This is a genomic window from Paracoccus sp. (in: a-proteobacteria), assembly GCF_030538695.1.
GTDB lineage: Bacteria > Pseudomonadota > Alphaproteobacteria > Rhodobacterales > Rhodobacteraceae > Paracoccus.
This window is the reverse complement of the sequence record NZ_JAUNTN010000035.1, coordinates 1-19,909: the sequence shown is the minus strand read 5'-3', so window position 1 is coordinate 19,909 and position 19,909 is coordinate 1. Positions and strand designations below refer to the sequence as shown.

Here is a 19,909-nt window from a genome sequence, read left to right as displayed (position 1 = left end):
TGCGCCCCGGTCGAGGCATCCGCGAACAGCATCTGCACATCGCGGGCGCGGACCTCTTTGCCGTTGATCCGATAGGCGCTGCCTGCGTCGCGGGTGATCCGGCGGCTGATGTCCAGCGCATCGCTGTCGTTGAAACCCGCAGGTGCCAGCCGTTCGTGATTGTCGATCGTCAGCGTGACTTCGGCATGGGACCGTGCGCCGCGCTGGCTGGTGCCGGCGAAAATCACGTCCTCCATCCCGTCGCCGCGCATGGCGGTCGGGCGATTTTCGCCCATGACCCAGCGCAGCGCCTCCAGCAGGTTCGACTTGCCGCAGCCATTCGGGCCGACCACGCCGGTCAGCCCCTCGCGGATAGCCAGATCCGTGGGGTCCACAAAGCTTTTGAAGCCATTGAGGCGCAGGCGGTCGAATCGCAAGGGCGGCTGTCCAGAACCGGGTAAACCAAGAAATTGTGCCGTTACCGCAGCCACGGGTCAATCGCAAACCGCTATATTTGGGGGCTGGTGATGGTATTGCCACGATATGCGGGTGTGGCCATGCAGGCATCGGGCAGCGTGGTTGCGCAAAACGCAGGATCAGCGCGATTGCAAGGCGGGCGATCACGCGGCAGATTGCGGGGATGGTTCCCGGTCTTGTCATCATCCTTGCCTTTCAGCTTGCGGGCGAAGTTACCACCCGCGCCCTGCATTTGCCTGTGCCTGGCCCGGTCTTGGGCCTGCTGTATCTGGTTGCCCTTTGCGCGATCTGGCCGCGTCTGGTCGAACTGCTGCGGCCGGTGGCGCAGCTTTTGCTGGGCAACCTGTCGCTGTTTTTTGTCCCCGCAGGTGTCGGCGTGGTTGCCCAGCTTGGGGTGTTGGAGCAGCACGCCATTGGCTTTGCCGTCGCCATCGTTGTCTCGACCGCGATGGCGATTGTCGTGGGCGGGCTGGTGTTCCAATTCGTCGCGCGCCGGATTGGAGCAACCGATGAGGACGAAGAATAATGGATGATGCGGCACTGATCTGGTCTTATCTGGCGCAATCCCCTTTGCTGTGGCTGACCGCGACGCTGGCGGCCTATTGGGTCGGTGACGCGGCCTTCCGGCTGGGCCGGGGGCGCAGTTGGATTAACCCGGTGCTGATTGCCATGGCGATCCTCGGCACGGTTCTGACGCTGACCGGAACCAGCTATGCGACCTATTTCGAGGGCGCACAGTTCGTCCATTTCATGCTTGGCCCGGCGACGGTGGCACTTGGCCTGCCGCTGTATGACAACCTGAGCCGGGTGCGCAAAACCCTGTGGCCGCTGATTGCGGGGCTGCTGGCCGGGTCGCTGACGGCGATGGTCAGCGTGCTGGTGATTGCCCGCATCTTTGGCATGGATGCGATGCTGATGGCCTCGCTGACGCCGAAATCGACGACCTCGCCGGTGGCCATCGGGATCGCACAATCGCTTGGCGGCCAGCCGACTCTGACGGCGGTTCTGGTGATTGTCACCGGCATTGTCGGCGCCATCCTTGCGACACCGTTGCTGAACCTGTGCCGTGTCTATGACCGCCGCGCCCGAGGGCTGGCGACCGGCACGGCGGCGCATGGCATCGGCACTGCCCGCGCCTTTCAGGCAGGCGAGACGCAAGGCATTTTTGCCGGGCTTGGCATGGGTCTGAATGCGGTGGTGACGGCGATCCTTGCGCCGTTGGTTCTGGCCCTGTTTTTGTAACCCCTCCGTTTGTTGCAACCGTGATTCGTCGCCCGAAATCACCTTTGCACGGCAGGTCTTAATATCCGGTTAAAGGAAACTCTGCGGGTCTATATCCACCGACAGCCGCATGTCGCGGGGTAATTTTACCGGCGCCAGCCAGTCTGAAATTGCCCGCTGGATCGGGGCTTGACGCGGCGCTTTGACCAGCATCCGCACGCGATGGCGGCCCCGGATGCGGGCGATGGGGGCGGGGGCCGGTCCCCATAATTCGGCACCGGCTTCGCGCAGCGGTGCGGCCAGCCCGGCCAGATGACGGGCAAAGCGGCTGACCTGTTCCAGATCGGGATGCGACAGGATAATTCCCGCCAGCCGCCCGAAAGGTGGCATCCCGGCGGTCTGACGGGCGGCTGCCTCGGCGTTCCAGAAGCCCTCATCATCGCCTGCCAGAATCGCACGGATCACCGGATGTTCGGGCTGATGGGTCTGCAAAAGCGCCAGCCCTTTGGCCCCTTCGGCACGGCCCGCGCGACCTGCAACCTGCCGGATCAACTGGAACGAGCGCTCTGCCGCCCGCAAATCCGCACCTTGCAGCCCAAGATCGGCGTCGATCACGCCAACCAGCGTAAGTTGCGGGAAATTATGGCCTTTGGCGACAATTTGTGTGCCGATGATAATGTCGCAATCACCGGATTCGATCCCGGCTATGGTTTCCTTCAGCGCCCTTGCGCTGCCGAACAGGTCGCTGGACAGGATGGTTGCGCGGGCATCGGGAAAGCGGGCCGCGACCTCCTCGGCCAGTCGTTCGACCCCCGGTCCGATGGGGGCCAGACGGCCCTCGACCCCGCAAGAGGGGCAGGCTTGCGGGATCGGCTTTGACTCGCCGCATTGGTGGCAGATCAGGCGATTCTGAAAGCGATGCTCAACCATCCGCGCATCGCAATGGTCGCAGGCGATCTGCTGACCGCAGGCGCGGCAGACGGTGACGGGCGCATAGCCGCGCCGGTTCAGAAACAGCAGCGATTGCTCGCCCCGCACCAGCCGTGCGTCAACCGCCTGTGCCAGCGTGGGTGAAATCCATGAGCCGGGTTTCATCGCCTCGGCCCGCAGGTCGATGGGGGACATTTCCGGCAGTTCAGCGGTGCCGAAGCGGGTTGTCAGATCCAGCCGCCGGTATTTCCCCTGCGCTGCATTTACCCAAGTTTCCACCGCTGGCGTGGCCGAGGCCAGTACCACCTGTGCCCCGTTCAGCGACGCCCGCAGCACCGCCATATCGCGGGCATTATAGGTCACGCCATCGTCTTGTTTATAGCTGGAATCATGCTCCTCATCGACGACGATCAGGCCAAGGTCGCGGAACGGCAGGAACAGCGCCGAACGCGCGCCGACGACCAGCCCGACCTCGCCCTGACCGGCCATGTGCCAGAGGCGGCGGCGCTCGGTTCTGGTGATGCCGCTGTGCCACTCGCCGGGGCGGGCGCCAAAGCGGGCCTCGACCCGGTCCAGAAACCCGGCGGACAGCGCGATTTCCGGTAGCAGGACCAGCGCCTGACGGCCCGCCCGCAGACATTCCGCGACGGCTTCAAGGTAAACCTCGGTCTTGCCAGAGCCGGTGACGCCGCGCAGCAAGGTGGTAGCGTAACCGTCGCGCAGCCCGGCCCGCAGCGCGTCCGAGGCGGCTTGCTGATCGGGGGCCAGCGGTTTGCCCGGACGGTTGGGGTCAAGGCGCGGATAGGGCAGGTCGCGCGGGGCCTGCACCTCGGTCAGCGTGCCGGCAGAGACCAGCCCCTTGACCACGCCCACGCTGACATTCGCCAGCGCCGCCAGTTCCGCAGGCGCAAACCGCGCCCCGCCGTGATCGTCCAGCACCCGCAGGACTTCCGCGCGTTCCGGGGTCATGCGGGCCGGGGGCGGGCCTGTGCGTTCAATAACCTTCCGCGCGGCGGCGGGCTGGTCCAGATCGGGCGCGCGCAGGGCCATGCGCAGCATCAGAGGCAGCGGCGTCAGCGTATATTCCGCCGCGCGGATCAGGAAATCGACCATCGGTGGGGTCAGCGGCGCGGCATCCAGAACGCGCGTGATCGGGCGCAGTTTTGTGGCGTCAAAGCCGCCCTGACCCGGCCCCGTCACCAGCCCAAGCACCCGGCGCGGCCCCAACGGTGCCAGCACGATCTGACCCGTTGCGACCCCGCCTTCGGGCGCCAGATAATCCAGCGTGCCGACGGGTTCTGTCGTCAGCACCGCGATTCGGGCGCGGGCAGGGAAGGTTTCAGGCATCAGCATCGCTGCTGATAAAGACATAGTGACGGCAGGTTGCAAGGTTTTAGCGGTTTCTTAACCCTTGGCTGTTATGCCGGACCGGCCCACGCCCCGAATCGCCCGCCGGGGTATCTTTATCCAGCCGCATTTCTGCGGTATCTCTGCCCCGACCCTTGAGATGGAGCCGGACCATGAAGTTTTTTGTCGATACCGCTGATGTGGATGCAATCCGTGAATTGAATGATCTTGGCATGGTGGATGGGGTCACGACGAACCCCTCGCTGATCCTGAAATCAGGCCGCAATATCGAGGAAGTGACCCGCGAAATCGCGCAAATGGTCGAGGGGCCGGTCTCTGCCGAGGTGGTGGCCGATAACGCCGCCGACATGATCCGCGAGGGCAAGCATCTGGCCGCCATCGCGCCGAATATCGCGGTCAAGGTGCCGCTGACCTGGGCCGGTTTGCAGACCTGCAAGGCGCTGTCCTCGGAAGGGCATATGGTTAACGTGACGCTGTGCTTCTCGCCCGCGCAGGCGATTCTGGCGGCCAAGGCTGGCGCGACCTTCATCAGCCCCTTTATCGGGCGGCTGGACGACATCAATCTGGACGGGATGCAACTGATTGAGGACATCCGCCAGATCTATGACAATTACGGCTATGAAACGCAGGTTCTGGCGGCCTCGATCCGCAGCGTGAACCATATCACCGACTGCGCGCTGGTCGGGGCCGATGTGATTACCGCGCCGCCCGCCGTCATCAAGGCAATGGCCAACCATGTTCTGACCGACAAGGGGCTGGATCAGTTCAACAAGGACTGGGCCGCAACCGGGCAGAAGATCGGCGCATGACGCTGGACCCGGCAACCCGCGACAAGCTGCTGGCCGATCCTTCCGCTCTGCTGGAGGATCGGGATTTGATGCGGGCGTTGGTCGCCGCCGATCAGGATGCGCAGGGCGGCAATGTCATCGACATTCGTGGTCGTGCGATGGAGGTGCTGGAGGGGCGGCTTGACCGGCTGGAAACCGCGCATGAGACGGTGATTTCGGCGGCTTATGAAAACCAGTCCGGCACCGCGCTGGTGCATCGCGCAGTGCTGGCGATGCTGGAACCCGTTGATCTGGCGGGTTTTGTTCAGGTGCTTGAACAGGATGTGGCGCCGATGCTGCGGATCGAGACCCTGCGGCTGGTGATTGAGGGCGATGTCCCTGCCGTCGGGCCGGGGCTGGTCACGGTTACGCCCGGCACCACCGCCGAGATGCTGTCCGCCGGTCGCCGCAGCCTGCGCGGGGCTGAGGTGATTCTGCGTGCGGCGGTGGCGCAAACCCGCCCGCTGCATGGCCAGACGGTCCGGTCCGAGGCGCTGATTCCGCTGGATCTTGGCCCGGATGGCCCGCCCGCGCTGCTGCTGATGGGGGCTGCCGAGGCGGGGCGCTTTAGCCCGGCGCAAGGCACGGATCTGCTGCGGTTCTTCGGTCAGGTGGTGCGACTGAATCTGCTGCGCTGGTTGCGGGACTGATGCGGGGGGCAGGGCAGCGGCCATGAGCGGCGGCGGCAATCCCCACGCCGGTGCCGGTCAGGTGCTGGCCCCGGCGATGTCGGATGCGCTGGCCCGCTGGCTGGATCACATCGCGGCGGTGCGCGACCGTGCGCCCCATACGATCACCGCTTACCGCGCTGATCTGACGATTTTTCTGCAATTCCTGGGTGATTACGAGGGGCAGCCTGCGACGCCGAAATCGCTGGCGGGGCTGCGTCAGCCGCAGATGCACGCTTTTGCCGCCGCACAGCGCAAGGCGGATCAGGCACCGCGTTCCGTCTCGCGGCGATTGTCGGCGGTGCGGTCTTTCCTGCGCTGGATTGCGGACCGCGAAGGCTATGATCTGTCAGCGGCGCTGAACACGCGCAGCCCGAAATACAGCCGGAGCCTGCCGCGCCCTGTCACGCCGGATCAGGCCCGTGATCTGCTGGACAGCGTGGCCGAGGCGCACCCGACGCCTTGGGTCGCCGCGCGGGATCTGGCGGTGCTGACGCTGCTTTACGGCTCGGGGCTGCGCATATCAGAGGCGCTGGCGCTGGATGGCAGCGACTGGCCGATGGGCGAATCGCTGCGGGTGCGGGGCAAGGGGGACAAGGAACGGATCGTGCCGGTTCTGCCTGTAACCCGCGCGGCGATTGCGGATTATCTGTCGCGCTCCCCCTATGGCTTGCAAGCTGGTGATCCGCTGTTTCGTGGGGTGCGTGGCGGGCGACTGAGCAAAACCGTGGTGGACCGGGCAATGGTCACGGCGCGTCAGGGCTTGGGTCTGCCACCCTCGGCTACGCCCCACGCGCTGCGGCATAGTTTTGCCACGCATCTGCTGGCGGCGGGAGGGGATTTGCGCACGATTCAGGAATTGCTGGGCCATGCCAGCCTGTCCACGACGCAGGTCTATACCGGCATTGATGACGCGCATCTTCTGGCGGTTTATCGCGCCGCCCATCCACGCGGCTGATCGCCTCTTTTCCTTTGCTGCGTGTCCCGTTATATTGGCGCGGATTTTCCCCCGAAAACGCCGCCAGGCCCCTGCGCCAGCCGTTTTCCCGGCCTCGGAACCCCCGTGGCCCGGCTATGGGGCCATGCGTATAAAGGAGACGCCCATGAACAAACCGCTGATGGCCAAGGCCACCGCCGTCTGGCTGATCGACAACACCACGCTCAGCTTCAAGCAGATTGCCGATTTCTGCGGTATGCATGAGCTGGAGATTCAGGGCATTGCCGATGGTGATGTGGCCACCGGCGTCAAGGGCTTTGATCCGGTTGCCAGCAATCAATTGGATGCCGAGGAGATCACCCGCGGCGAGGCCAATCCCAGCCATGTGCTGAAGCTGAAACACAACCCCGCTGCCGAGGGCGAGGAAAAGCGCCGTGGCCCGCGCTATACCCCGTTGTCCAAGCGTCAGGACCGCCCGGCGGCAATCCTGTGGCTGGTCAAGTTTCACCCGGAACTGGCTGATGCGCAGATCAGCAAGCTGGTCGGCACCACAAAGCCGACGATTCAGGCGATCCGCGAACGCACCCACTGGAACATCCAGAACATCCAGCCCATTGATCCGGTGGCGCTTGGTCTCTGCCGCCAGTCGGAACTGGATGCCGCCGTTCAGAAGGCCGCCAAGGGCAAGGCCGGCGATGGCGTGATGACCGATGACGAGCGTCGCAAGCTGGTCTCGACCGAGGCTTCGCTGTCGATGTCGGATGAGCCGCGCCTGCCGTCCTCGATGCAGGGGCTGGAAAACTTTTCGCTCACCGGGGCCGAGGAGAAGCCGGAACAGGAACTGGACGCGGACAGTTTCTTTAACCTGCCGGGTGATGATGAGGACGATCAGGACGACTGATCCTGTCCAGAATAAAGGCGGCGCTGCGGTGCCGCCTTTTGTATTTGTGATTTAGCGGTCCGGGGTGAAGCTGCTATCAATCGGGCGGATCAGCAGGGGGCCGTGATGATCGCGCTGGATTTCAATTCGGATACCGCAGATATTCGCGCTGTGGCGCTGGCCAACAGCTATGTCAGCTATATCAGCGCCCCCGCCGAGGTGCGCCAGCCTGATGGCAGTCCGCTGGACGCACGCTTTTACGGCTACGTCGTGAGCCGCGTCGGGGATGAGGGTGGCCGCCAGATTGCCGAAGTGTTCGACCCAAAGACCGGCGCGCCCATAACCGGCCCGGATGGTCAGCCGCTTCGGGTGGTTTATCGTAACGAAGGCGCGGGCCGGGCGCTGGCGCCGGGGCTGCAAGCCTCGGTCGCATGGCGCACGGATACCGGCGTTTTGCTGCAATTTCCGGGCGATGATCCCGCGGCCTTCATGGCGGCGCTGCGCCGGGGTCTGCCGGTGGTGAATACGCTTAGGCTGGACCTGAATGCCGAGACTCTGGACAATCCGGCCCGGCGCGAGGCGTGGCGGGCGGTGGCGCTGGCCGGGGCTGAGCAGGGGTTTCGCTTTATCATTGACTATACCGATGGCCGCTTTTCCGGTGCTGCCCTGCCGGTAGAGCAAGGGGGCGCGCGTCGCCTGCCGCTGGAGATGATTGGCCCGGCGGATGCGCTGACGCGGGCGGACGATACGCAATGGCCGATCGAGGACATCCGCGACGGTTGGGTCCGGGTGCTGGATTTCATGCGCCAGCCGGAAAATGTCCCGATCCTGAGCGCCGTCTGGGGCTGGGAGATGTTGAACGAGCCGATGGCCTATGGCCGCAAGGAAGACGGCGCACCGATCTACAGCCAGCATATGCACGACCTGATTTCCGATCCGGCGCTGGATTGGGGGCAGGCGCGGATTCTGGTCGGCGGGCAGGGGGCCTCGGCCCGGTTTCAGTATCTCGATCAGGCGCTGATCCGGCAGGCTGCCGGGGACAGGCTGGTCTGGTCGGCGCATATGTATCCCGGCTGGGTAGTGTCGAAATATCCCGATGCGCTTGGACAGGGGTTCAACAGCCGGATGCGTAAGTTTTACAAGGGGCTGCAAGGCGACGTGCTGGTGACGGAAACCCACCTGCCGACGCGACACGGCTTTATGAACCCCGACACCGACGACAAGACCGCGATTGCCGGCTGGAACTGGGCGCGGACCCTGTATCAACTGGCGGATCAGGGCGTGGGCTATACATGGTGGCCGGTTTCCAGCCGCCGCTCGGACCTGATCTATGGCAGCGGGGATGGCTATGCGATCCGGCATATGGCGGCCGCTTTCGGGATGCTGGCATGGATGCGCAACGAAACCCCGCCCGAGGATCCCGAGGGCAGCCGCCACAGCGGCACCGAAGGCCCCGACGATCTGCAAGTGGAAACCGGCCCGTCCAGCAACCTGACCGGCATGACCATCGGGCTGGCACAGAATTACGGGCTGCTGTTTGGTTTGCAGGGCGATGACCGGCTGACCGGGGCGGAAGGGCTGGACATGCTTTACGGCGGCACGGGGCAGGATACGCTGATCGGCGCAGGGGGCGATGATGTCCTGTTCGGTGGTCCCGGTGATGACCAGATCGACGGTGGCGAAGGCGATGATGTGATCTTTGATCCCGAAGGCGCGAATATGATCTTCGGTGGTCCCGGCAACGATCAACTGGAAGCCAGCGGCACACTGGATGGCGGACCGGGCGATGACACGCTGACCGGGGTTGCCGGGGCGGATACGATCATGCGTGGCGGTCCCGGCGCGGATCGGTTCCGCCCGGTCATCGGCAGCCGCATCAGGATCGAGGATTTCGACCCGGCTCTGGACAAGCTGGATCTGAGCATCCTCAGCCGTAACCCGAAAGTGAAGCAGATCACCGTCAGTTCCGATCTGGAAGGGATAAGGCTGACGACCCGTCAGGACACGGTGATCGTCCTGCCCTTGCCGGATATCGCGCGGGGGGAAGCCTCGGTCGAGGCGATCCGCCCGGCCATGATCGGCCTGCGCGATGATGTGGCATTGATCCGCCCCGCTGAACTGACCGAAAAGCAAAAAGCCAAGCTGGAACGCCGCCGCCGCGCCGCTGAGGCCGCGCGTCAGGCCGGGGATTGACCCTATCTTTTGTCCCTAAATATCCCCGCCGGAGGCATACGGCGCTGGCAGATGCCTCCGGCGGGGATATTTAAGTGAAGAAGAAGCCAGAGGAGCCACTGATGCAGCCGGGACCACGAAATCTGATAACCGATATTGCCGGACTGCGGGTCGGGCAGGCGCAGGACGGGCGGCTGAAATCTGGGGTGACGGTGCTGGTCGCGGATCAGCCTGCGGTTTGCGGGGTGCATGTCATGGGTGGCGCACCGGGGACGCGGGAAACCGATCTGCTGGCCCCGGACAAACTGGTTGGCGGGGTGGATGCGCTGGTGCTGGCTGGGGGTTCGGCCTTTGGCCTGGCGGCGTGTGACGGGGTGATGGCCGGGCTGCACGCTGCCGGGCGCGGCTTTGCGGTCGGTGCGGCGCGGGTGCCGATTGTGCCGGGGGCGATCGTGTTCGACCTGCTGAATGGTGGTGCGAAGGATTGGACGGAAAACCCTTATTCCGCGCTTGGGCGGGCTGCTTATGATGTTGCGGGACAGGATTTCGCGCTTGGGTCCGCGGGGGCGGGCGTCGGGGCGATGACGGGCGATCTGAAAGGCGGGCTTGGGTCGGCCTCGGCAGTGCTGGATTGCGGGGTCACGGTCGGGGCGCTTGTTGTGGTCAATGCACTTGGCCGTGCGACCGGGCCTGACGGGCGATTCCATGCCGCGCCCTGGGAAATGGCGGATGAGTTCGGCGCGCTTGGTCTGACCAAAGGCCATGGCGCAGAATGGGAGCCTCTACCCGAAAAACAGCCCGGCGCGGCGACAACGATTGCCATTGTTGCTACAGATGCCCGGCTGGACAAGGCGCAGGTTACGCGCATGGCGGTGGCGGCGCATGACGGGATGGCGCGGGCTTTGGTGCCGTCGCACACGCCGCTGGACGGTGATCTGGTATTCGCCCTGTCCACGGGTGCGGTTCAGGTTGATGCCCTGACGGCCCCGTTTCAGATCGGCCATGCCGCCGCCTGCGTGCTGGCGCGGGCGATTGCGCGGGCGGTTCATGCCGCCCGCCCGGCACCGGGGGATCTGCAACCCTGCTGGCAGGCACGTTACGGAAGATAAAAGGGCGGCACCTTGCGGCACCGCCCCGACCATCGCCAAGAGGGGATCAGCGATAGATGTGAACGATCTTGCGATCTTCCGGGTTCACCAGAACGGGCTGGCCGTTCACGGTAAGATACTTGTATTCGGGATGCTCCGGGATGTCGTAAAGCGTTACGCTGTCCGGGATGCCCGCGCCGACGACGACTTCGCCATCCAGCAGAACCGGCTCTTGCCGATGCTCAAAGACATAGGTGCGGACTTCCTCGGCGGGGTCAGCCGAGGCCCCGGCGACCGTGCCGATGGCCGCGCCAACCAGCGCACCGACCGGGCCGCCCACGATGGCCCCCACGGCAGCGCCGCCGCCCATGCCAACGGCGGTGTTGGTGGCTTCTTTTTCGACAGCTTCGCGCGGGGTGTATTCGATAACGCTGACGCCGATGGTCTCGCGGTTCGGATAGAGAGCCTGAACCTCATCACCTTCACCGATGGTCAGATAGTCGCCATAGGCCCAGCCGGTCGCCTCGCCATAGGTGACTTCGCACCAGTTGGCTTCGGTGATGCAACCACGCACGGAAACTTCGTCGCCGCCCTTGATAAAGCCGGTCACGTCATGCTGCACCCCCGGCCCCGAACGCAGGTTCAGATCGGTGGCCGCCGTCGCGGCGGTATCGGCGCTGGCAGCACCGGCAAGCGCCATCAGGGCAACAGCAGTCGTTGCAAACAGTTTACGCATCAGTAACCTCATACTCGTTAACCCGCCCCGAACGCGGGGCGTCTGGCACACTAACCAGTTTAATCGGTGCGCGGTTCGTTCACGAAATCGTGATGATTTTGCTGCGCTGGACAAAACCGGGTCTGCGTGGTGATCTTTCCTGACCGCGACAGAGGAGGCCGCCGTGACTGCAAACACCGATCTGAAATCCCTGCTGAAAGACCCGACACTTCTGGAAACCCGTGCCTATATCGCGGGCGAATGGGTCGAGGGGCAAAAGACCTTCGATGTGCTGAACCCGGCGCGCGGCGATGTGATTGCCAAGGTTGCGGATATGAGCCGCGATGATGCCGCCCGCGCCATTGCGGCAGCGGCCGTGGCGATGAAAGACTGGGCTGCGCAACCCGCCAAGCACCGGGCGCAGATCATGCGCCGCTGGTTCGATTTGATGATGCAGCATCAGGACGATCTTGGCACCATCCTGACCGCCGAGATGGGCAAGCCGCTGGCCGAAGCGCGCGGCGAAATCGCCTATGGTGCCAGCTTTATCGAATGGTTCGGAGAGGAGGCCAAGCGCGTCTATGGTGAGACCATCCCCGGTCATATGGCGGACAAGCGGCTGACGGTGATCCGCCAGCCCATTGGCGTGGTGGCCAGCATCACGCCCTGGAACTTTCCCAATGCGATGATTGCCCGCAAATGTGCTCCGGCGCTGGCGGTTGGCTGTGGTTTCGTGGCGCGGCCTGCGGCGGAAACCCCACTGTCGGCGCTGGCGATGGCGGTGCTTGGCGAACGCGCCGGGTTGCCCAAGGGGATTTTCAGCGTCGTGACCTCATCCCGTAGCAGCGACATCGGCAAAGAGTTCTGCGAGAACCCTCAGGTCCGCAAACTGACCTTTACCGGCTCGACCGAGGTGGGGCGTATCCTGTTGCGGCAGGCCGCCGATCAGGTGCTGAAATGCAGCATGGAGCTGGGCGGCAACGCGCCCTTCATCGTCTTTGACGACGCCGATCTGGATAAGGCGGTCGAAGGTGCAATGGCGTCCAAGTTCCGTAACAACGGCCAGACCTGCGTTTGTGCGAACCGCATTTATGTGCAGGCCGGAGTCTATGACGCCTTTGCAGACAAGCTGGCAGCGGCGGTGGGCAAGCTGAACGTGGGTGACGGGTTGACCGAAGGCGTCACCACCGGGCCGCTGATTAACGCAGATGCTGCCGATAAGGTGCGCGACCATATTCAGGACGTGCTGGACGGCGGCGGGCAGGTGCTGGCGGGCGGCGCGGCAATGGAGGGCAATTTCTTTCAGCCCACGGTGCTGACCGGCGTCACGCAGGCGATGAAGGTCGCGCGTGAGGAAACCTTTGGCCCGGTTGCGCCGCTGTTCCGTTTTGACAGCGAAGATCAGGTCATTGCGATGGCGAATGACACGATTTTCGGGCTGGCGGCCTATTTCTATGCCCGTGACATTGGTCGCATCACCCGCGTGCAGGAGGCGCTGGAATACGGGATCGTCGGCGTGAATACCGGGCTGATCTCGACCGAGGTTGCCCCCTTTGGCGGGGTGAAACAGTCCGGCCTTGGCCGCGAAGGCAGCCGCCACGGGATCGAGGACTATCTGGAAATGAAATATATCTGCCTGTCGGTCTGATTGCCGCATATACGCGCTTGTCATTTGCCCATTTCCGGCAGATAGGCCAAGAAAATAACGGGTGATCGCGGCGCCACGACCGCGACACCGAGGCAAAGGAGCGAAAACATGCGCATGACGATTCGCGGCGCGGTGCTGGCCTGTTCGCTGGCGGCGCTGTTGGCTGGTCCGGCTGGGGCGGCGATGATCCGGGATATCGAGTTTCCCGAGGGGCTGGCGGCAACGCTGGTCAATTCCACCTTGTCAGGGGCAGATACGGCGGAATACGGGCTTGCGGCCTCTCGCGGGCAGCAATTGGCGATTTCCATGTCCAGCGATAATCCGGCGGCTTATTTCCGGGTTTATGCGCCTGGTGTCGCGCCCGGCGCAGGTGCGGCGCTGTTCGACAGCCAGACCCAAGGCGCGGTTGCCAATCTGACCCTGCCGGAAAGCGGGAAATACACGCTGCAAACCTATCTGACCGGCCCCGCCGCGCAGCAGGGCCAGCGCGCCGCGATGCGGCTGGAGCTGCGCCTGTCCGGGCAGGCTGACCCGGGCAGCCAGACGCCGGAAGGGCTGACCCGTGGGCCGGAAAGTTTCACCGTGACCGGGGTTGCCACCTCGCTGAATATTCGCTCGCAACCTTCGACCAGTGCCGGAACGGCGGGTGTGGCGCCGCGTGGCGATGTGCTGACTAATCGCGGTTGCCGCGAGGCCGAGGGGCGGACGTGGTGTCAGGTTACGACCAGCGCCGGGGTTCAGGGCTGGGCTGCGCAAGAGTTCCTGACCGCGGGCAGCGCCGCGGCACCTGCTGCTGTACCCACTACTCCGGCGGCGGCCCCTGCGGCCCCTGCGACGGGCGGTGGCAACTCTCCCTCGACCGGGGATCTGCTGCAAGTGACCGGCACATCGCTGAACCTGCGCGGCTCGCCTTCGGCCTCGACGGGCGTTGTTACGGTGCTGACGCGCGGCACGGTGGTGCGCAATCTGGGCTGCACATGGGCCGAGAACCGCAACTGGTGTCAGGTCGAGACCGCCAACGGCCAGACCGGCTGGGCGGCACAGGATTTCCTGACCCGTGCGGCAGCAGGGGCAACCGTCGGTGCGCCGACTGCGGCTGCGGCAACGACGACGCCCGCACCCGCCGCGCAAGCGCCGGTGATGATGCAGGTCAGTGCCAGTTCGGTGAACCTGCGCAATGCGGCGACGACGACTTCGGGGATCGTGGCAACCCTGCCGCGGGGGACTTCGGTCCGGCGTCTGGGCTGTGCCAATGCCGAGGGCCGCAACTGGTGCCAGGTTGAGACCAGCACCGGCCAGACCGGCTGGGCCGCACAGGAGTTTCTGACCACCGACAGCGTCAGCGCAGCCCCGGCAGCGGCGACCCCGGCAGCGGCCAGCACCGCCGGGACAACCGGCGCCAGCGGCAGCCTGCCGTGTTCGGCCAGCGCCAGCATGTTGACGCAAAGCTGCAACTATACGGTTGAACGCTCGGGCAGCGGCAATGCTTCGGTTACGGTCGCATGGCCCGGCGGCGGCGAGCGCCGTATCCTGTTCCGTGCCGGTCGCCCTGCGCAAGAGCTGGGTGCCGACACCACCATGCGCGGCGACATCATGGTGATCACCATGGGCAATGAACGCTACGAAGTGCCGAGCGCGGTGGTGTTTGGGAACTAAGCCGTTCTTCTTCACTTAAATATCCCCGCCGGAGGCATCTGCCCGTGCAGGAGCCTCCGGCGGGGATATTTATAGACAAAAGAGAGGTGTTCAGCCCCAATCGGCGGGGATGCGCGGCGTTGCGGCCAGCAGGCGTTGCGTGACCGGATGGGCCGGGCTGGACCAGATTTCGGCGGTTGCGCCGGTTTCCACGATGCGACCCTTGTCCATGATGGCCACGCGGTCGGTGATGGCGCGGACGGTGGCGAGGTCGTGGCTGATGAACAGATAAGCCAGCCCGTGTTCCGCCCGCAGCCGCGCCAGCAGGTCCAGCATCTGCGCCCGGATCTGCACATCCAATGCGCTGGTGGCCTCGTCCAGCACGATCAGCCGGGGCCGGATCAGCAGGGCGCGGGCAAGGGCGATACGCTGGCGCTGACCACCGGAAAACTGATGGATATAGCGGCGCATGGCGTCCGTGGGCAGGCCAACCTCGGTCAGCGCCTGCGCCACGCGGTCGCGCCAGTCCTTTGGCGTTCCGGTCAGGTGAAAGGGTTCTGCGATCAGCCGCCCGACCCGCCAGCGTGGATCAAAGCTGCCGAACGGGTCCTGAAAGACCGCCTGCACCTTGGCGCGGGCATCACGGGGCATGGCCGGGCTGACGGGTTCGCCATCCAGCAGAATGCGCCCGCCTTGCAGCGGGTCCAGCCCGAGGATGGCGCGGGTCAGGGTTGATTTGCCGCAGCCGGATTCGCCCACCAGCCCCATGGATTCGCCGTCTGCGATGGCCATATCCACCCCATCCACTGCCCGCAGCACCTTGCCACGGGGCAGGGGGTATTCACGAACCACGCCCTCGACCCGCAGGATCGGGGTGTCGTCGGGGACAACTGCAACCTGCGCCGGGATGTGGTTCGAGGCTGCAAACAGGCGTTGCGTATAGGGGTGGCGACGCTGGCGAAAGACAGTTTCGGTGGGGCCTTGTTCGATGATTTCGCCGTCTTTCATCACAGCGACCTGATCGGCAATCCCGGCAAGCACCGCAAGGTCATGGGTAATCAGGATCAGCGCCATGCCCTCATCCCGGACCAGATCGCGGAGCAGGTCCAGCACTTCGGCTTGCGTGGTGACATCCAGCGCGGTGGTGGGTTCATCCGCGATCAGCAGATCAGGACGCTCGGCGATGGCCAGCGCGATGGCGACGCGCTGGCGCTGGCCGCCCGACAGCTCATGCGGGAACAGGGTCAGGGGAAAGCGGTCGCCGGTCAGCCCCACCCGGTCCAGCCGTTCGCGGGCAAGGGACAGTGCCTTGGCACGCGGCATGTGCTGGTGGATCATCAGCACCTCGGCCACCTGATCGCCAATATTCATCAGCGGGTTAAGCGCCGTCATCGGTTCTTGAAAAATCATCCCGATGCGCTTGCCGCGGATGCGGGACATCTCGCGCTCGGGCAAAGGCATCAGGTCGGTGCCGTCCAGCGTAACCTGACCCGTGGCCTGCGCTTGCGGGGGCAGCAGCCCGATCACCGCCAGCGCGGTCATGGATTTGCCCGAGCCGCTCTCTCCCACCAGCCCAAGGATCTGTCCCCGGTCCAGCGACAGGTTCAGCCCGCGCAGCACCGGCTGGCCCGTGATGTTTACCGACAGGTCGCGGATGTGCAGCAGGCTCATTGCAGCACCTTCAGCCGAGGGTCCAGCCGGTCGCGCAGCCCGTCGCCCAGCAGGTTCAGCCCTAAAACCGTCAGCGTAATGGCCAGCCCCGGCACGATGGCGACATGCGGGGCCAGCGTCACCATGGTCTGCGCATCGGCCAGCATCCGGCCCCAGCTTGGCGTTGGCGGCTGAGTGCCAAGGCCGACATAGGACAGGCCGGCCTCGGCCAGAATCCCCAGGCTGAACTGGATGGTCCCTTGCACAATCAACAGGTTGGCGATGTTGGGCAGGATATGTTCGGCACTGATCCGACCTGCGCCCTTGCCCGCCACCCGTGCGGCGCGGATATAATCCAGCGTCCAGATCGGCAGCGCCCCGCCTCGGGTGACGCGGGCAAAGACGGGGATGTTGAAAATGCCGATGGCGATGATGGCATTGGTGGCGGATGGTCCGAACACCGTGGTTAACAAAACCGCAATAACCAGCGAAGGAAAGGCGAAGATCAGATCATTGCCGCGCATGATAAGCTCGTCCAGCCAGCCGCCGCGCCGGGCCGCCGCCAAGAGGCCAAGCGGCACTCCAAGCCCTGCGCCAATACCCACCGCCAGCGCCGCGACAAGGATCGAGACTTGCGCCCCTGTCATCACCATCGTCAGCATGTCGCGGCCAAGGTGGTCGGTGCCAAGCCAATGCGCCGGTGATGGCGGTTGCAGCCGTGCCGCGATGCTTTGCGCTGTCGGGTCATAGGGCGTCCAGACCAGCGCGATCAGCGCAGCCGCCACCGCCAGCCCGGTCAGGGCGGCGCCAAGCCACAGAGCCAGCCTCATCGCCGCAGCCTCGGGTCAACGACGGCGTAAAGCAGGTCGGTCAGAAAGGTGACAAGGATCACCGCCGCCACCAGCACCAGCACCGCGGATTGCACCACAATCAGGTCGCGCTGGTTGATCGCCTGAAAGATCAGCCGTCCAAGGCCGGGCAGGTAGAACACGTTTTCAATGATGATTGCCCCGGCCAGCAGAAAGGAAAACTGCATCCCCATGATCGTGACTGCCGGGATCAGCGCGTTGCGCAGCGCGTGGCGGCGCAGGGCTTGGGCCGGGGTCAGCCCCTTGGCGCGGGCGGTGCGGATGTAATCCTGACCCAACGCTTCGATCAGTGCCGATCGCAGCACACGGGCAAGGATCGCGGCTTGTGGCAGGGCCAGTGCCACGGCAGGAAGCAGCAGCGATTTCAACGCGGCCCAAGGCTCGGTCCAGCCGGGAAACCCGCCTGCAGGCAACCAGCGCAGCCGCACCGCAAAGACCAGAACCAGCATCATGGCGAACCAGAAGTTCGGCAGCGCAATGCCGATCTGCGCCACGCCCATTGTCGCCAGATCGCCCGCCCGCCCCCGGCGCGAGGCCGCAAATATCGCCACCGGAAAGGCCACCACGACCGCCAGCGCCAGCGCCATCACCGCCAGCGGCAAGGACACCTGCGCCCGGTCAAGGATGATCCGGCCGATGTCGGATTTATAGGTAAAGCTCTGCCCGAAATCGCCTTGCAGAATGGCCCCGATCCAACGCGCATAGCGGATTGGGAAGGGCTGGTTCAGCCCCATTTGCTCACGCAGCGCCGCCAGCGTATCGGGCTGCGCCCCGATGCCCAGCATGAAACTGGCCGGGTCGCCGGGAATGATCTCGGTCAGCGCAAAGATCAGCACCGAGGCCGCCAGCAGGCTCAGCCCCAGAGAGATCAGACGGCGGGTGGCATAATGCAACATGGCGTCAAGCCTTAGAGGCTTGGGCCTTGCGCGGCAAGCCGGGCGATTTGCGCAAGACCAAGGTTCAGGCGCTGCGGATGGTGTCGCCGGGCAGGATCGTGGGGGCCAGCTCGATGATGCCGCTGTCGGGGCGCGTGTCCTTGCCCGCGACCAGCCGTGCCGCGATGCGGCCGATGTCGATGCGCCGTGCGTCGGTGGTGGTCAGTTGCAGCGGCAGTCCCGCCAGCAGGTCCACGCCGTTAAACCCTGCCAGCCCCAGCTTGCCGGGGATGTCGATGCCCTGATCGCGGCACCAGATCAGCCCGCCCGCGCCAATCATGTCGTTGGAAAAATACAGAAAATCCAGATCGGGTTCGCGGGTCAGGATGCGTTCGGTCAGCTCGCGCCCTTTTCGCAGCGATGAGCCGCCCTGATAAAACTCGCGGGCAGTAATGCTCAGGCCTGCCTCAGTCAACCCGGCCTCAAGGCCCGCCATGCGCTTTTTGGCGCGGTGATCCTCTGGCATATGGGTGCCGATAAAGCCGATGCGGCGATAACCGGCCTTGATGATTTGCGCGGCCATTTCACGCCCCGCACGGGCGTGGTCGATGCCGACGACCAGATCAATGCCCGGCGCACCGGCATCCATGATCTCGACCACCGGGACGGCGGCATTGGCCAGCATCGCCTTTGACGCGGCGCTGTGTTCCAGCCCGGCCAGAATGATCCCCGAAGGCCGCCATGACAGCATGTCGTAAAGCACCGATTCTTCGCGTTCGGGCGAGTAATTGGTGACGCCGACCACGGGTTGCAGGCCGGTATCGTCCAGCTCTGCCGAGATCCCGCCAAGAACATCAGGAAACACGAGGTTTGACAGCGAGGGGATCACCACCGCCACAAGGTTCACCCGCTGGCTGGCCAATCCGCCGGCGATCTTGTTCGGCACATAGCCCAGTGCCTTTGCCGCCGTCAGCACCTTTTCCCGCGTCGCCGCCGACACATCGCCCCGGTTGCGCAAGACCCGGCTGACGGTCATTTCACTGACGCCGGATGCCTCGGACACATCGCGCAGGGTCAGCGGGCGGCGGGGTTTTCGGTCATTCATAGGAGCCTCGGCGTCGTTTTCCCTGCGTTAGCGGATAACACCTCGCGCGACAAGGTTGCCTTTTGCCACAAGGCCGGGCATTCAGGCCGCTGCGTGGCCCCGTGGCTCAACTGGATAGAGCAGCCCCCTCCTAAGGGGCAGGTTGCAGGTTCAAGTCCTGCCGGGGTCACCAATTTATGCAGAAAAAACAACACAATATCTTTGCGCGCCTGCATTTCCGTGCAGAAGCGTGCACAGTTTTACGTTGTCAGAACGTGAACTAACCACGAACCCCTGTACAAATCCGGTACAGTCACCTGCGGATTGTGCAAGGAAAAATCCCGGATCGGCGGCAACCGAGTCCGGGGTTCAATCGCATAAAAAAGCACCCAGCTTTCCCAATGATCCTAGCGCATATGCCGCCGGCGGATCAACTGCTGAAAATAACGCGTATAGATTTTCGGGGGTGCGGCCATGACGCAGCTGACCCATTCCGGTTTGCCTGAAGGCCTGAGCCGCTGGAAACTGTTCCACCTGATCGAGGTTGCCCGTCGCAAAATCGGCCTTAGCAAAGGCGCGATCGCCTATCTGCGTTGCGCCATCACCGCGACCGATGACGGTGACTTCGCCAAGGGACGCATCTGCGCATTCTGGACGTCGGTGACGGAAATCGCCGCATTCACCGGTATCGACCGCAGACAGATCGCGCGGATTGAGGCCGAACTGATTGCCACCGGCCTCATCGCAAAATCCTGCACCGACCGCGCCCGCCGCAGCGGCAGCCGGTTACGCGGCGTGATCCGGCATGAATTCGGCATCAACCTCGCGCCCCTGACCTGCCCCCCTTTGTTCCCTCGTTTATAACGAGAGTCTGCGGGTTTTATTT

General features: G+C 64.5%; 18 protein-coding genes and 1 tRNA gene. 12 read left to right on the top strand and 7 right to left on the bottom strand.

The genetic code is table 11. The features are described 5' to 3' along the window. Window positions 1-416: AAA family ATPase (locus tag Q4G24_RS15630; protein ID WP_303367466.1), on the bottom strand; the 416-nt coding region annotated here is incomplete at its 3' end. A gap of 203 nt (window positions 417-619) precedes the next feature. Between Q4G24_RS15630 and Q4G24_RS15625 the strand changes: the two genes are divergently transcribed. Together Q4G24_RS15625 and Q4G24_RS15620 are read left to right on the top strand one after the other, a co-directional pair. Further along, window positions 620-982: a CidA/LrgA family protein gene (locus Q4G24_RS15625; protein ID WP_303367465.1), complete on the top strand. Its 363-nt coding sequence runs from the start codon at window positions 620-622 to the stop codon at window positions 980-982. After that, on the top strand, window positions 982-1,698 hold the full coding sequence (locus Q4G24_RS15620; RefSeq protein ID WP_303367464.1) for an LrgB family protein: 717 nt from the start codon (window positions 982-984) through the stop codon (window positions 1,696-1,698). Before Q4G24_RS15625 ends, Q4G24_RS15620 begins: the two co-directional genes overlap by 1 nt. Before the next feature lie 69 nt (window positions 1,699-1,767). On the opposite strand, the gene Q4G24_RS15615 is transcribed toward Q4G24_RS15620, so the two are convergent. After that, a complete protein-coding gene (locus tag Q4G24_RS15615) occupies window positions 1,768-3,954 on the bottom strand; it encodes a primosomal protein N' (RefSeq protein ID WP_303367463.1) in 2,187 nt (728 codons plus the stop codon). A 173-nt stretch (window positions 3,955-4,127) separates the two neighbouring features. Here Q4G24_RS15615 and fsa point away from each other — a divergent pair, with 173 nt between their 5' ends. The 6 genes from fsa (at window position 4,128) to Q4G24_RS15585 (ending at window position 10,568) form a co-directional block, all read left to right on the top strand. Continuing rightward, the gene (gene fsa, locus Q4G24_RS15610; RefSeq protein WP_303367462.1) at window positions 4,128-4,784 is read left to right on the top strand and encodes a fructose-6-phosphate aldolase; all 657 of its coding nucleotides are present in this window, start codon (window positions 4,128-4,130) and stop codon (window positions 4,782-4,784) included. Continuing rightward, a complete protein-coding gene (locus Q4G24_RS15605; protein ID WP_303367461.1) occupies window positions 4,781-5,452 on the top strand; it encodes a DUF484 family protein in 672 nt (223 codons plus the stop codon). Before fsa ends, Q4G24_RS15605 begins: the two co-directional genes overlap by 4 nt. Before the next feature lie 22 nt (window positions 5,453-5,474). Then, window positions 5,475-6,428, top strand: a complete 954-nt coding sequence (locus Q4G24_RS15600; protein ID WP_303367460.1) for a tyrosine recombinase XerC — start codon at window positions 5,475-5,477, stop codon at window positions 6,426-6,428. A 145-nt stretch (window positions 6,429-6,573) separates the two neighbouring features. Next, on the top strand, window positions 6,574-7,308 hold the full coding sequence (locus Q4G24_RS15595; protein ID WP_303367459.1) for a DUF1013 domain-containing protein: 735 nt from the start codon (window positions 6,574-6,576) through the stop codon (window positions 7,306-7,308). 105 nt (window positions 7,309-7,413) lie between these two features. Further along, the gene (locus tag Q4G24_RS15590) at window positions 7,414-9,480 is read left to right on the top strand and encodes a calcium-binding protein (protein WP_303367458.1); all 2,067 of its coding nucleotides are present in this window, start codon (window positions 7,414-7,416) and stop codon (window positions 9,478-9,480) included. 101 nt (window positions 9,481-9,581) lie between these two features. Next, window positions 9,582-10,568, top strand: coding sequence for a P1 family peptidase (locus tag Q4G24_RS15585; RefSeq protein ID WP_303367467.1), 987 nt, complete (start codon window positions 9,582-9,584; stop codon window positions 10,566-10,568). Window positions 10,569-10,614: 46 nt separating this feature from the next. On the opposite strand, the gene Q4G24_RS15580 is transcribed toward Q4G24_RS15585, so the two are convergent. Then, a complete protein-coding gene (locus Q4G24_RS15580) occupies window positions 10,615-11,283 on the bottom strand; it encodes a DUF1236 domain-containing protein (protein ID WP_303367457.1) in 669 nt (222 codons plus the stop codon). 163 nt (window positions 11,284-11,446) lie between these two features. Between Q4G24_RS15580 and Q4G24_RS15575 the strand changes: the two genes are divergently transcribed. Together Q4G24_RS15575 and Q4G24_RS15570 are read left to right on the top strand one after the other, a co-directional pair. Next, complete coding sequence (locus Q4G24_RS15575; RefSeq protein WP_303367456.1) at window positions 11,447-12,910, top strand: NAD-dependent succinate-semialdehyde dehydrogenase; 1,464 nt, start codon at window positions 11,447-11,449, stop codon at window positions 12,908-12,910. Between the two features lie 108 nt (window positions 12,911-13,018). Beyond that, window positions 13,019-14,566, top strand: a complete 1,548-nt coding sequence (locus Q4G24_RS15570; RefSeq protein ID WP_303367455.1) for an SH3 domain-containing protein — start codon at window positions 13,019-13,021, stop codon at window positions 14,564-14,566. A 90-nt stretch (window positions 14,567-14,656) separates the two neighbouring features. Here the strand turns inward: Q4G24_RS15570 and Q4G24_RS15565 are convergent, their stop codons facing one another. The 4 genes from Q4G24_RS15565 to Q4G24_RS15550 form a co-directional block, all read right to left on the bottom strand. After that, entirely contained in the window at window positions 14,657-16,216 is a 1,560-nt protein-coding gene (locus Q4G24_RS15565) for an ABC transporter ATP-binding protein (protein WP_303367454.1), read from the bottom strand. Further along, a complete protein-coding gene (locus tag Q4G24_RS15560) occupies window positions 16,213-17,025 on the bottom strand; it encodes an ABC transporter permease (RefSeq protein ID WP_303367453.1) in 813 nt (270 codons plus the stop codon). Before Q4G24_RS15560 ends, Q4G24_RS15565 begins: the two co-directional genes overlap by 4 nt. Beyond that, window positions 17,022-17,960: an ABC transporter permease gene (locus tag Q4G24_RS15555; RefSeq protein WP_303367452.1), complete on the bottom strand. Its 939-nt coding sequence runs from the start codon at window positions 17,958-17,960 to the stop codon at window positions 17,022-17,024. The genes Q4G24_RS15560 and Q4G24_RS15555 overlap by 4 nt, the downstream gene beginning before the upstream one ends. A gap of 64 nt (window positions 17,961-18,024) precedes the next feature. Then, on the bottom strand, window positions 18,025-19,044 hold the full coding sequence (locus tag Q4G24_RS15550; RefSeq protein ID WP_303367451.1) for a LacI family DNA-binding transcriptional regulator: 1,020 nt from the start codon (window positions 19,042-19,044) through the stop codon (window positions 18,025-18,027). A 95-nt stretch (window positions 19,045-19,139) separates the two neighbouring features. Between Q4G24_RS15550 and Q4G24_RS15545 the strand changes: the two genes are divergently transcribed. Together Q4G24_RS15545 and Q4G24_RS15540 are read left to right on the top strand one after the other, a co-directional pair. Then, window positions 19,140-19,216 (top strand) — tRNA-Arg (locus Q4G24_RS15545). A gap of 281 nt (window positions 19,217-19,497) precedes the next feature. Continuing rightward, window positions 19,498-19,887 carry a helix-turn-helix domain-containing protein gene (locus Q4G24_RS15540; RefSeq protein WP_303367450.1) on the top strand — a complete coding sequence of 130 codons (390 nt, stop codon included), beginning with the start codon at window positions 19,498-19,500 and terminating at the stop codon, window positions 19,885-19,887. The last annotated feature ends 22 nt before the right edge of the window (window positions 19,888-19,909 follow it).

Excerpts from the sequence above, each read along its gene's own strand:
- Q4G24_RS15625 (WP_303367465.1), top strand. The coding sequence starts at position 620 with ATGGTTCCCGGTCTTGTCATCATCCTTGCCTTTCAGCTTGCGGGCGAA.
- Q4G24_RS15620 (WP_303367464.1), top strand. The coding sequence starts at position 982 with ATGGATGATGCGGCACTGATCTGGTCTTATCTGGCGCAATCCCCTTTG.
- Q4G24_RS15615 (WP_303367463.1), bottom strand. The coding sequence starts at position 3,954 with ATGCCTGAAACCTTCCCTGCCCGCGCCCGAATCGCGGTGCTGACGACA.
- fsa (WP_303367462.1), top strand. The coding sequence starts at position 4,128 with ATGAAGTTTTTTGTCGATACCGCTGATGTGGATGCAATCCGTGAATTG.
- Q4G24_RS15605 (WP_303367461.1), top strand. The coding sequence starts at position 4,781 with ATGACGCTGGACCCGGCAACCCGCGACAAGCTGCTGGCCGATCCTTCC.
- Q4G24_RS15600 (WP_303367460.1), top strand. The coding sequence starts at position 5,475 with ATGAGCGGCGGCGGCAATCCCCACGCCGGTGCCGGTCAGGTGCTGGCC.
- Q4G24_RS15595 (WP_303367459.1), top strand. The coding sequence starts at position 6,574 with ATGAACAAACCGCTGATGGCCAAGGCCACCGCCGTCTGGCTGATCGAC.
- Q4G24_RS15590 (WP_303367458.1), top strand. The coding sequence starts at position 7,414 with ATGATCGCGCTGGATTTCAATTCGGATACCGCAGATATTCGCGCTGTG.
- Q4G24_RS15585 (WP_303367467.1), top strand. The coding sequence starts at position 9,582 with ATGCAGCCGGGACCACGAAATCTGATAACCGATATTGCCGGACTGCGG.
- Q4G24_RS15580 (WP_303367457.1), bottom strand. The coding sequence starts at position 11,283 with ATGCGTAAACTGTTTGCAACGACTGCTGTTGCCCTGATGGCGCTTGCC.
- Q4G24_RS15570 (WP_303367455.1), top strand. The coding sequence starts at position 13,019 with ATGCGCATGACGATTCGCGGCGCGGTGCTGGCCTGTTCGCTGGCGGCG.
- Q4G24_RS15565 (WP_303367454.1), bottom strand. The coding sequence starts at position 16,216 with ATGAGCCTGCTGCACATCCGCGACCTGTCGGTAAACATCACGGGCCAG.
- Q4G24_RS15560 (WP_303367453.1), bottom strand. The coding sequence starts at position 17,025 with ATGAGGCTGGCTCTGTGGCTTGGCGCCGCCCTGACCGGGCTGGCGGTG.
- Q4G24_RS15555 (WP_303367452.1), bottom strand. The coding sequence starts at position 17,960 with ATGTTGCATTATGCCACCCGCCGTCTGATCTCTCTGGGGCTGAGCCTG.
- Q4G24_RS15550 (WP_303367451.1), bottom strand. The coding sequence starts at position 19,044 with ATGAATGACCGAAAACCCCGCCGCCCGCTGACCCTGCGCGATGTGTCC.
- Q4G24_RS15540 (WP_303367450.1), top strand. The coding sequence starts at position 19,498 with ATGACGCAGCTGACCCATTCCGGTTTGCCTGAAGGCCTGAGCCGCTGG.